The organism is Sporolactobacillus pectinivorans, assembly GCF_002802965.1.
In the GTDB taxonomy this organism is placed as follows: Bacteria; Bacillota; Bacilli; order Bacillales; family Sporolactobacillaceae; genus Sporolactobacillus; species Sporolactobacillus pectinivorans.
Genome location: NZ_NXGA01000001.1, coordinates 421658 through 434172 on the forward strand (window position 1 = coordinate 421658; position 12515 = coordinate 434172).

Consider the following 12515-nt stretch of genomic DNA (forward strand, 5'->3'; position numbering starts at 1 on the left):
TTACAACGCTCCTGCGCGATAAATAGTGATTTTCCCTTGATTAATACTTTCATTCTGAAAAGCTGCACCGGCGGTCAACCAGTTTTTTACCGCCCCGATCTGCACTTTCGTGATCCGTTCGCCCTGAACGATAATCGGTATTCCCGGCGGATAAGGGATCACATGCTCCGCGGCAATCTGTCCTGCCGCGTGATCGAGATCTGTTTTTTTACGTTCCATGCGGTCCAGCTCATCATACGGACATTCCAGTGTACTCCACATCGGAAAAACATAGGAACTTTTCAGCTCGTACGCCCGCCCCTGATGGAATTTAAAGAGGCACGCGCCGATCTTTCCAAGCGCCGTTTTGTAATCAATTCGGCCTGTCAGTCCAAGAGTGAACAAAACGCGGTGCGGATCAGCCATCTCCGGATAAATCCCAGCTGCGAGCAACTGTTTCTGAAAATCAAACCCTGTTTCTTCGGTCTTAAGCTCAAGTGTAATTTTAAAAGGATCGAGAAGAAACTGTCCCGGCTCTGCTTCCATAACTTTTATCTTTTTCAGACGCTGCAGGCCTTTTACAAACTGATTCCGATGAGTGATCCACTCATTCAGCTGTCCGCTGCTTAAATGGGCAAGATAATAACGGGCAAGATCAAGCGAAGCCATGATCGGGTAAGAAGGACTGGATGTCTGCATCATCTCGCGCGCAGACGTTACCCTTTCTTTTGCAACGCGGTTCGAATTTACGTGCAGGAAAGCCCCCATGGTCATGGCCGGCAGCATTTTGTGGGCGGAATGCACCACCAAATCTGCCCCCATGTCCAGTGTACTGGGCGGAACCGGTGCCCCCAGCCTGAAATGCGGACCGTGAGCTTCATCGACCAGCACTGCTGCACCGCACGCGTGCGCTTTCGCAATCAGTGTCCGCGCAGCTGATGCCGCCATTCCGTAATAATTCGGATAGGTCAGGATCAGCGCCTTGGGTTTCGGAAAACGACGAATGGCCGCTTCCCAGGCGCTGTCATCGACTCCTGTCGCTAATCCCGTGTCAGCATCGACAGCAGGAGATAGAAATACCGGCCGCACGCCGGCCAGTTTCAGTGCATTGAAAATTGATTTATGACTGTCGCGCGCGACAAACACGGCATCTCCACGTCGGCAGGCAGCTAGAACCATAATCAGGTTCCCGGCAGTCGATCCATTGACCAAAAAATAGCTTGCGCGCGTTCCATAATAATCACTGAGAAGCTTTTCTCCGTCTCGAAGAATCCCCGCCGGATGATAAAGTTCATCCAGCCCCGCGACTTCAGTCGCATCAATCGAAAGCAGCTGTCGAAAGATTGCGGTGGCCTTTTCCGGAAAAACCAAACCGTCTTTGTGGCCGGGCACATGAAATGAAAAATGCTGATCCGCTTTATACTTGAGTAATCCGTCAAAAACCGGTGTGCTATGCTGATCCATGATCCATGTCCTTTAAAAACTTGGCGGGAGCCAGCCCTTTGGCGCAGACTGATGCTTTGCTGCCCTTATGCCGTCGCTTGATTTTTTATTTTCTGACAGCGTTAAAAAACTGTAACTCTGCAATTATTCTCTTCCCCCTTATTCTAGCATAACTCCTAAAAAATCAGTTAATGAAATAAAATGTCAGGGCAACTGCTAAACTTATATGTATGCAAAACAAAAACGGAGAAACATCAGGATCAATCGATGTTCCTCCGTCTTCGCTGTTATCTCATTTTGCTTTCTCAGCCGGCTCTTTGACCCTTGTAAGTTTCAGGATGGACAGTTTATCCATATAATAGCGGTATTTCCAGTCTGTCACATCGGTTGCTACAATTTTCTTCTGGCAAGAATCACAGATTAATTGATTACAGATATGGATGCCTCCTGGCTTGATCTGTCCGCAAATAACGCAGTTTTCACCAGCCGGCTGATGCTTCTGCATCGCCATCTTCCCCACCTCCAGTTACAGGATGGCCCAGTCCCTCGCAAACTATGCAGCTGTTTTCTGAAAATATCCTAAGCTATCTTTTCCCGAGCGATCCACACATTCGCTATTATACGAAATGGTTGCATTTCGGGTGCCTGGACCGACCGCCGAAATCTGGTTATCCGATGGATTTTTACTGTAGGAATCGGCATTGACATCCATACACAATAATGATTATAATTTATTAAAATTATTAAAAAATTCAAGACTTTATTGCTATAAAAAACCTTATTGACCCATTACAGTTTTTATTTCTAGTTTGGGAGGAGGTCCATCATGTTTACCATTGATCATTCGAAAACGGACTGCTACAACGAAATGTTTTCTCCTGATGGACAGATCAGATCCCATTATCAGAATCTGTATCGCCGCCTGAAGACAATCGGCGGCTCTGAGCTGCTTGAGCGTTCAGTGAAGATTCAGCAGCAGATGATCCGCCAGGGCATCACATTTCAGCTCTATTCCGGCAATCAGACTGGAGAACGGACGATACCCTTTGACATCATTCCGAGAATCATATCGGGGAAAGACTGGGAAATGATTGAGACCGGACTGAAGCAGCGCGTGTCTGCACTCAACCATTTTTTATATGATGTCTACCATGACCAGCATTTCATCAAGGATGGGCTGATTTCCCGGCGCAGGATTATCAACAATCCCTATTTTCTCCCCGAAATGGTCAATCTCAATGTTCCCAAGAATGTATATATTGCCTTATCCGGTATCGATATCATTCGGGACGAAAAGGGGAATTATTATTGCCTGGAAGATAATCTGCGCACACCTTCAGGGCTTTCCTATGTTTTTAAAAACCGCTATCTGATGATGCACTATTTTCCCGATCTTTTTTTCTCCTCCCATGTCCGGAATATTGAGCACGGCACACAGGATCTGCTGACCGCGCTTCATGACCTGGCGCCGCACCACAAGAATAATCCGGTCGTCGTTCTTCTCACACCCGGGCGCTATAACTCTGCATATTTTGAACATGTTTTTCTCGCTCAACAGATGGGTATCGATCTTGTTGAAGGATCAGACCTCCGCGTAGAAGATCAGAAAGTCTTCCTGAATTCCATTGAAGGCAAAAAGCAGGTGGATGTCATCTATCGGCGGTTGGACGACAATTTCCTTGATCCACTCGCTTTCAATCCCAACTCCGTAGTTGGCGTTGCCGGCCTGATGAATGCCTACAGGGCCGGAAATGTCGCCATTGCCAACGCGCCAGGAACGGGCGTCGCAGACGACAAGGCCGTCTATACAAAGGTCCCGGATATGATTCGCTATTTTCTGAACGAAGAGCCTATATTGAAAAACATTCCGACTTATCAACTTGGAAAAAAAGAAGACCGCGAGTTTGTCCTCTCACAAATGGAAAAGATGGTTATCAAGCGAACGGCCCTGTCCGGTGGCTATGGCATGCTGATTGGTCCTCAAGCCGACAAAAAGACAATTGAGGTATTCAGAAACCAGGTTCTGGAACACCCCGGCCGTTATATTGCCCAGCCGACGATCAGCCTGTCCTCTTCGCCGACATTGGCCGGTGGAAACATCGAGAATCGCCATATTGATCTTCGGCCGTTCATTATTCAAGGCAAACAGATTTCCGTGATACCCGGCGGACTGACGCGTGTGGCGCTGAACAAAGGGTCGCTGGTCGTCAATTCCTCACAGGGCGGCGGGAGCAAAGATACATGGATTGTCTGATCGCCCGGCAAGCGACCAATCGCTGAATATTTTTCATGTGTGCTGCGAAAATTTAAGGGAGAATTAAGAGGGGATTACTATGATCGGTAGAATTGCAGAATCTCTATACTGGCTTGGGCGCTATCTCGAGCGCATCGAAAACCATGCCCGCCTGATCGATGTAGACTATCATATGCAGACCTCGCATGAAGACAGGGATCAGTATCCTTGGAAAGAACTCATGGAGACGATTGGAAATATCAGCGATTTTCAAAATAAAAAACACAGTTTCACTGAGTCTGATGTGCTCAGCACAATCGTCTTCGATAAAGACAATAGCAACTCAATCATCTCCTGTGTTGCCAATGCGCGGGTTAATACCCAGACTGTCCGTGAGCGCCTGCCCAGCGAGATGTGGGATGCGATCAACGGTTTCTATCTTTGGCTGAACAGCCGGAAACTGCACGATCTTCTTTTATACCCCCACACCTTTTTCGAGCAGATTAAAAATCAGACCTCCCTGTTTCAGGGCATCGCAACGTCGACGATGCTGCGCGGCCCGGAATGGCATATGCTTCAGGCCGGAAAGTATCTGGAACGCGCTGAAAACACACTGCGCATTTTCAGGGTAGTTTACTCCGACAACCATCAGGATATGCCTTATGACGATGCAATTGCTCTGTTAAAATCGGTCAGTGGCTATGAAGCTTTCCGAAAATGCCTGTCCAATAAGGTCAGCATTGAAAATATGCTTGATTTCCTGATTCTGAATGCCATTTTCCCGAGATCCACCCGGTTCTCGCTCGGGCATCTGAAAGATCACCTCGGCTGCCTTTATGTATCGCGCGGTGTGATATCACCTGAATTTGGCCGCGTGGTGAAGTCCATCGGCAAATTTTACTCACAGCTCGCCTACATGGATCCTGCCGAGATCAGCCGCGCCGGTGTAATTCCTTTTCTCGAAAAGGAAATCGGACGGTGCAATACGATTGGTTCGGAAATTGGAAAAATGTTTTCTACAAAGGGGGTCAATGTGCTATCCTTCTGATTCTGCCGAATCACTCCGGGCACATGCCATGCGATGAAATTTCAAATTCTTCATATTACGCGCTATAAATATGCAACAGATATTGCGGACAGTGTCAACGAAATCCGCCTGTCACCGCGCACAAACCATAACCAGTCCTGTTACCAGCACATGATTAATCTGTCCCCTCACGCGCCGCTGTACGCCTATGAAGATTATTTCGGCAATCTGGTGCATGCCTTTTCGGTTTCCGAACCGCACAGTGAACTTGCCATCAGCGCACACTCGATCGTAGTGACCAATGATCAGTCCAAACCCGGAAAAAGTATCCTCCCTTACAGTCAGGAAAGAGCCATTCTTGACAGCGAGCCCTTTCTTAATCAGTTTGCCGAGTATCTGAACCCGACAGCTTATACCCAGATCACTGGAGATGTGCAGGAAATTGCCGCTCATTTTCTGGGCGCGCAGACAATTGAATCCGTGTCGCAGCTGCTCTCATTAATTACCACCGGCATCAAGCGCGACTACATTTACGACCCATACGCGACGCAGGTTCAGACCAAGATTGATGAGATGATCAAGCTCCATCGCGGTGTCTGTCAGGACTTCGCCCATCTGATGATCGCCCTGTGCCGATGCATGAGCATACCCGCACGCTACGTGAGCGGTTATCAATATATCACCGACCTGAGCGGCGGCAACGCGGATTTTGAGCAGGCCTCCCACGCTTGGGTAGAAGCCTATATTCCGCAGATCGGATGGACAGGATTTGATCCGACAAACGATGTTCCGGTCACCTGGCGTTACATCATCCTGGCCTACGGACGGGATTACAAAGATATTGTGCCTGTCAAGGGAGTCTATCACGGGACGCCTCAACAGGAACTTAAAGTCAGTGTCGACGTAAAAAAAATCAGCTGACAGATCATTACTTTCACTTGAAAAGAGAGCAGGCGCATGACCTGCTCTCTTTTCATTTTATTTATTTTGCAATCTGTTCCAGAATATTGCTGATCCCATGCGTAGCGCTCTGAGCTGCCACCATCCGGTCAATATAATCGTAGCGGGTCCGGTAAACATCCGCTATTGTTTTCTGCAGCTCTTCTGCAGTCAGTGAATCATTGTCCAGCACCTCGCAGAGCCCTTTTTTCTTAAAAGAGTCCGCATTCAGAATCTGATCACCACGGCTCACGCGAAGCGGAAGCGGGATTAAGATCATTGGCTTTTTCAGGGCAAGGAACTCAAAAATTGCATTCGACCCGGCCCGTGACAGAATAATGGACGCGGTAGCCATCACGTCAGGCAGTTCCTTGTCAACATACTCATACTGCCGGTAACCTTCGATCCCCTCTAATTCCGGATCAATATTGCCTTTTCCGCACAAGTGAACAATCTGATATTTTTTCAGCAGTTCGGTCAACGATGCACGGACTTCCTCATTGATTTTCTTTGCTCCAAGGCTGCCCCCCATAATGAGAAGCACCGGTTTTACTGCCTGAAAGCCCAGGAACTGAAGTCCCGCCTCTTTTTTGCCCTTAAAAAGTGCATCGCGAATTGGAGCGCCTGTATAAACGACTTTATCTTTCGGAAGATTAGCCGCCGCTTCTTCAAAAGTTACAAAAAGCTTCGTCGCAAATTTCACTGCAATCCGGTTGGCAAGACCCGGGGTAATGTCTGATTCATGGATATAAACAGGTATCCTGTTCAGCCAGCCGCCAATCACAACCGGGACGGAAACAAACCCGCCCTTTGAGAAGATAACATCAGGTTTGATCTTTTTTAAGATCAGATAGGCCTGCATGACTCCGGCGAGGACTTTAAACGGATCCTTAAAATTTTTCATATCGAAATAACGGCGCAGCTTCCCGCTTGAAATCGAGCGATAGGTAATGCCGTGTGCCTGCACGAGATTTTTTTCGATTCCGTTTTTGGAACCGATATAAGTGACCTCCCACTGATCTTTTAACCGATCAATGAGTGCCAGATTAGGCGTTACATGCCCGGCTGATCCTCCACCAGTAAAAACTATTTTTTTAACCATTGCTGTTCCCCGTTTCTTTCTTGTCTTTACTTTAAAAAGTTTAATACACACAGCCTGAAAGTAAAAGAGGGTGTTCAAAAAGTCCGGGAAAAAGTAAGAAGGATCTTCTGCTGATTACATGCACGTCCTGAAGTCACTACATCCTGCAGAAGTACGCGCAAGTAGCTCGAAACGGCATTTCCTTGACCTTCGATTATCAGGACGATCTAGTGCGGCCTGGCTTCGACCCTTTTTGTCCCCCTGATGCAACGATGCGCTGCATTCACTGAAACAGGACTGCCTTCCCCAATATCCTGCGTTCGTAAAACAATTGTTTTCATTCTGATTTTCCTGCAATTTCTCTATTTTTTTGGAGTGCCAATTGAATGGCGCTGTCTGTAAAGTGAGATATGCTGATACCCGCTGCCTCCATCATACGAGGATATCGACTATAGCTGGTGAAACCGGGTATAGTATTCACCTCATTAAAGACAACTTCATTTTTAGAAGTAAGGAACATGTCTACCCGCGCCAGCCCGGTACATCCGAGCACACGGTAAACCTGCTTTGCCATGCGTTTGATAAGTGCCTGGGTCTCCGGTGGTAAATGCGCTGGTACATTAACAACTGAATTTTCCGATCCTTTTTCCGGGTGCACTTCCTGATGAATATGAAAAAAACCGTGAGATAACTCGATCTGATCGACTTCACCAACAGTCAGTTGTGTATCATTTCCGAGAATGGCACACCCGACCTCGCAGCCATCGATTGCCTCTTCAATACAGACCTTACAGTCGTATTTCTGTGCTTTATTGATTGCTTCTAAAAGATTAGCGGGATCCATGACTTTGGTAACGCCGAACGAGGAGCCTCCATTCGCTGGTTTGACGAAGATCGGAAAGGTGAATGCAGCAATGATTTCATCTATCTGTTCCAAGGAAACTACGCCGGTAAGGGAAACCGTATCCGGGACACGAATCCCTGCAATCTTAACGATATGATGTGAAATATCTTTGTCCATGCAAATAGCTGAACTTAAAACACCGCAGCCAACATAAGGAATACCTGCCAGTTGCAAAAGACTTTGGATGCTCCCGTCCTCTCCGTTTTTACCGTGTAAAACCGGAAAAACGACATCTAAATGAGTTCGAAAGAATTTGCCATTGCGCTGCTCCAGAAAGCCATGCAAACTGGGATACGGCAAGATTGCAGCAGGCACCCCCCCCTGCTCACTCCAAGTATCCTGTGGAATTGCTTCCAATGGTCCGTCATATCGTTTCCACGTGCCGTTTTGCGTAATACCAATCAGTATTAATTCATATTTTGTGGTATCCAAATTGGTGATGATCGAATAAGCAGACTTCAGCGAAACCTTATATTCCGCCGAATCTCCTCCAAATAAAATGCCAACTGTTATTTTTTTCAACTTGTACGACTCCTTAAGACCGTAATTTTACAATCATTTGCATCCAGCGGCCCGTGTGATAGACTGCTTGTTTTTTTACTCGTTGACAAATTATAAACCTACCTTCCTTGTTGTGCCATCATTATTTAAGCACAATCAGCCGGCAAATTTCTTAATTTCATCTTAATTTCTATAAATTTCTTATCAAAGGCTGTTCAAAAAATGCGATTTTAATTTTGAAGAGAGCAGAAGAAAGGACTCATTACGGTTCCAATATAGGAAATGGGAGGGAAAAAGTCATGAAGGGTAATTGCTTCTTATATTGATATCCATTCAGCACCCAAATTTGAACAGACTCTAAAACACAAAATTAAAAAAAATATTTTTTCGGAATATCATTCGAGGTATAAAAAAACGGGCTTCAAGCCCGTTTTTTCCGTAATGAATGACTGAACTACTGTCAGCCGATTTGCTGCTGCGCATCAGCTGTAGCAAATTGACTGTTATAAAGATCGGCATAAAAACCTTTTGCTTCGAGCAGCGTTTCATGAGTGCCTTGCTCAATCACGCGTCCGTGATTCATCACGAGGATCAGATCTGCTTCTTTGATTGTCGAGAGACGGTGCGCGATGACAAAGCTGGTCCGATTTTTCATTAACGTCTGCATCGCTTTCTGAATGTGTGCTTCCGTCCGGGTATCCACACTGCTGGTCGCTTCGTCAAGTATCAGGATGACCGGATCGGCAAGAATCGCCCGGGCAATTGTCAGGAGCTGTTTCTGTCCTTGTGAAATGTTGCTCCCCTCTTCATTGAGCACCGTTTCATAGCCATCCGGCAGCGTACGGATAAAATGATCGGCATGCGCCGCTTCGGATGCCTGTATGATTTCTTTTTCAACGGCACCCTCGCGTCCGTAAGCAATATTTTCACGGATTGTTCCCTGAAACAGCCAGGTATCCTGCAGCACCATGCCAAAGAGATGATGCAGATGTTCCCGCTTCAGATCCCTGATGTCAATGCCGTCAACGGTGATTTGGCCTTCGCGGCAATCATAGAAACGCATCAGCAAGTTGACCAGCGTGGTTTTCCCGGCACCGGTCGGACCCACAATAGCGACGGACTGACCGGCCTTCACATCGATATTCATCTGCTCAATCAGCGGCTGGTCGTCTTTATACCGGAATGAAACATGGTCGAATCGGACATTGCCCTGCGGTTCCCTGAGGACGAGCGCATGCTCTCTATCTGGTATGTCTTCCGTTTCATCCAGAATTTCAAAAAGACGTTCGGCCGAGGCAACCGTCGATTGTATAATATTAGAGATATTCGCGATCTGATTCAACGGCTGGCCAAACTGGCGGGCGTACTGTATAAATGCCTGAATATCTCCGATCTGTATCGACCGTTTGATGACCAGTATGCCGCCGACTACCGAGATCAGAACATAACCGATATTGCCGACAAACATCATCATTGGCATCATGATGCCGGACAGAAACTGTGCCTTCCATGCGGAATGATAAAGCTGGCTATTTATCTTGTGAAACTTAACAACCGATTGTTTTTCCCTTCCAAACGCTTTAACAACCTGATGGCCTGTGAACATCTCCTCAACATGCCCGTTCAGGTCGCCGATCTGCGCCTGCTGCTGTTTAAAAAAGCCTTGCGAACGTTTCGTAATCATCATGATGCCCACAATGCTAAGTGGAATCGTCAGAAGTATAACTGCACTGAGCAGCGGACTGATCGTCAGCATCATCACAATCACACCAAGGAGCGTGACAATCGAGGTGATCGATGTGGTCAGGCTTTGCTGAAGCGTGTTACTGATATTTTCCGAATCGTTAACGGCGCGGCTGAGCACATCCCCGTATGGATGCGAATCGAAATAACTGACAGGCAGCCGGGCTAGTTTTTCATTAATCTGTCCGCGCAATTTATAGACCATTTTTTGGGAGACTCCGCTCATCAGGTACTGCATCACATAAGTGAACAATGAGCTAAGTACATATAAAATAACCAGTGTAACAACAATATTCCAGATGTATCCAAAATCAACATGTGCTCCCGGCACACCATGCAGTTTCATCATCATACCCTGAAAAAGCCTTGTCGTTGCATTACCCATCAATTTCGGAGCAATAATGGTGAAAACTGTACTTAATAGAGCAGCTGCAAAGACGGCAATAATGACGTACATATGCGGTTTCAGATAAGTCATCAGCCGGTTAAATGTTTTTTTAAAGTGCTTGGGTTTCTGAACCGGCATGCGCATTCTGCCATGTCCGCCAAATCCTCCTCGGGGACCCTGGCTCCTTTTTTCTTCCTCACTCATGCCAGTTCCTCCTTTTTCAGCTGAGATGCGACAATTTCCTGATAAACCGGACATGATGCCATTAATTCATCATGTGTGCCAATCCCGACAATATTGCCATCGTCCAGAACAATAATCCTGTCCGCATGGAGGACCGTGCTCACGCGCTGGGCGACAATGATCAGAACCGATTTTTTTGTTTTCCTTGCCAGTTCCGCCCGCAGCCGAGCATCCGTGCGATAATCAAGTGCCGAGAAGCTGTCGTCCAGAAGAATGATCTCTGCTTTTCTGGCCAGCGCCCGGGCAATAGCCAGCCGCTGCTTCTGGCCGCCGGAGACATTTTTCCCTCCCTGGGCAATCTGCGACTGGTAGCTTTCGCTCATTTCCCCGATAAACTCATCGGCTTGCGCAACGCGTGCGGCTTCTCTGACATCCTCATCTGTTGCCTGATCATTTCCATAACGGATATTCTCGGCAACCGTTCCGGTGAACAGTATCGCTTTTTGTGGAACATAGCCGATCTTCGCCCGGAGCTCTTCTAGTGGAATATCCCTGACATCTCTGCCGTCAATTCGGACCGTACCGCTGACCGCATCAAAAAATCTCGGAATAAGATTGAGCAGCGTCGATTTTCCAGCGCCGGTTCCTCCTATGATTGCCGTCGTTTCACCAGAGCGCGCAGTAAACGAGATATGGGACAATGCCGGCTTTTCTGCGCCCGGATAGGCGAACGTGACATCGCTGAATGACACGCTTCGCTCACTTTCCATATCCGGTTTTCCCGGACGTACAGCAACATCGACAATATCCGGCTGCAGATCAAGCACTTCATTGACGCGGACCGCTGAAACCTGCGCCCTTGGTATCATGATGAACATCATCGCGCCCATCAGGATGGAGAACATAATCTGCATCGCGTATTGAATAAAAGCCATAAGATCACCGACCTGCATGTTCCCGCTATTGATTCTTAGCCCACCAAACCAGACAATCGCGACCGTCGACAGATTCATAATCAACATCATCAGCGGAATGGCCGCGGCCATAATCTGATTGATTTTGATCGATGTCTCAGTGATATCCCGATTTGCCATATCAAATCTGTTTATTTCATGTTTTGTCCGGTTAAAAGACCGAATGACGCGGATGCCGGTCAGTTCTTCACGCAGCACCAGATTCAACCGGTCCATTTTCTTTTGAATGACCTTAAAAAATGGAATTCCTTTTTTAGCCAACACCACAATTCCGACAATCAGCAGCGGCAGCGTAACAACGAGAACCAGAGAAAGCTTGGCATCCTTGTACACCGCCATAATAATGCCGCCAATGAGCATTAACGGAGCCATGGTCATCATCTTGAGTATCATCATATAAACCTGCTCAATTTGTGCGATATCGTTAGTCGTTCTCGTAATCAGTGAACTTGTGCCGACTTGATCGAATTCTTTTAATGAGAAAGTTTCAACATGTGCAAACATGCTGTCCCGCACATCACGGCCAAACCCGGACGCGACTCTGGAAGCCAGATAATTGGCGATCACTGTGAATGCGCCGGCAATCAGTGTCACAAGTAACATCCAGAGACCCATTTTATAGATATAGGGCATATCACCTTTGACAATTCCTGTATCCACAATATCCGACATCAGTGTCGGAAGATAAAGATTGGCCATCGATTGCAGAAAAACAAAAATGACAGAAAAAATGGCTGACCACATGTAGGGCTTTAAATATTTTGACAGGCGAATCACTTTCTCATCTCCCATTCAGAAAAACTTTTTTTAAAATGGCAACGAACTACTAAGTATAGATGTCATACAGCATTTTTTCAGTATAATTCACATTTGTGAACCCGGGATGAACAATTTTTTTCAACAGATTTCATCGTCAACGTCTGATCATTTCAGAATAAGAAGTCAAACAGCCATATTGTTCGTTTTGATAGTTTGATTTTATCACAGCTGGTAGAAAAAACATTATGCTACTCAACAACCATGCAAAAACACAGGCTTGATTCTGGAACTCCATGTGAAATATTCTTTATACCCTGTCCCCCTATTCCCAGCTGTTACGGCGAGGTATCAATCTACATAT

At 46.8% G+C, this 12515-nt stretch carries 9 protein-coding genes; 3 read left to right on the plus strand and 6 right to left on the minus strand.

Annotated features, from left to right (window positions below; translation table 11 throughout):
- On the minus strand, positions 1–1443 hold the full coding sequence (locus COP04_RS02300; RefSeq protein WP_100486518.1) for an aminotransferase class I/II-fold pyridoxal phosphate-dependent enzyme: 1443 nt from the start codon (positions 1441–1443) through the stop codon (positions 1–3).
- Between the two features lie 271 nt (positions 1444–1714).
- Positions 1715–1933 (minus strand): sigma factor G inhibitor Gin, encoded by a 219-nt coding sequence (locus COP04_RS02305; protein WP_100486519.1) that lies wholly within the window; start codon positions 1931–1933, stop codon positions 1715–1717.
- A gap of 315 nt (positions 1934–2248) precedes the next feature.
- Here COP04_RS02305 and COP04_RS02310 point away from each other — a divergent pair, with 315 nt between their 5' ends.
- The 3 genes from COP04_RS02310 to COP04_RS02320 all read left to right on the plus strand — a co-directional run bounded on the left by COP04_RS02310 (position 2249) and on the right by COP04_RS02320 (position 5603).
- The gene (locus COP04_RS02310) at positions 2249–3676 is read left to right on the plus strand and encodes a circularly permuted type 2 ATP-grasp protein (RefSeq protein ID WP_100486520.1); all 1428 of its coding nucleotides are present in this window, start codon (positions 2249–2251) and stop codon (positions 3674–3676) included.
- 79 nt (positions 3677–3755) lie between these two features.
- Positions 3756–4703: an alpha-E domain-containing protein gene (locus COP04_RS02315; protein WP_100486521.1), complete on the plus strand. Its 948-nt coding sequence runs from the start codon at positions 3756–3758 to the stop codon at positions 4701–4703.
- Between the two features lie 33 nt (positions 4704–4736).
- Positions 4737–5603, plus strand: a complete 867-nt coding sequence (locus tag COP04_RS02320) for a transglutaminase family protein (RefSeq protein WP_100486522.1) — start codon at positions 4737–4739, stop codon at positions 5601–5603.
- Between the two features lie 61 nt (positions 5604–5664).
- Here COP04_RS02320 and COP04_RS02325 read toward each other — a convergent pair whose 3' ends face one another.
- The 4 genes from COP04_RS02325 to COP04_RS02340 form a co-directional block, all read right to left on the minus strand.
- Entirely contained in the window at positions 5665–6723 is a 1059-nt protein-coding gene (locus COP04_RS02325) for an undecaprenyldiphospho-muramoylpentapeptide beta-N-acetylglucosaminyltransferase (RefSeq protein ID WP_100486523.1), read from the minus strand.
- Between the two features lie 316 nt (positions 6724–7039).
- Positions 7040–8128 (minus strand): D-alanine--D-alanine ligase family protein, encoded by a 1089-nt coding sequence (locus COP04_RS02330; RefSeq protein WP_100486524.1) that lies wholly within the window; start codon positions 8126–8128, stop codon positions 7040–7042.
- A 439-nt stretch (positions 8129–8567) separates the two neighbouring features.
- Entirely contained in the window at positions 8568–10442 is a 1875-nt protein-coding gene (locus COP04_RS02335) for an ABC transporter ATP-binding protein (protein ID WP_100486525.1), read from the minus strand.
- The gene (locus COP04_RS02340; protein ID WP_157800394.1) at positions 10439–12172 is read right to left on the minus strand and encodes an ABC transporter ATP-binding protein; all 1734 of its coding nucleotides are present in this window, start codon (positions 12170–12172) and stop codon (positions 10439–10441) included. The genes COP04_RS02335 and COP04_RS02340 overlap by 4 nt, the downstream gene beginning before the upstream one ends.
- Between the last annotated feature and the right edge of the window lie 343 nt (positions 12173–12515).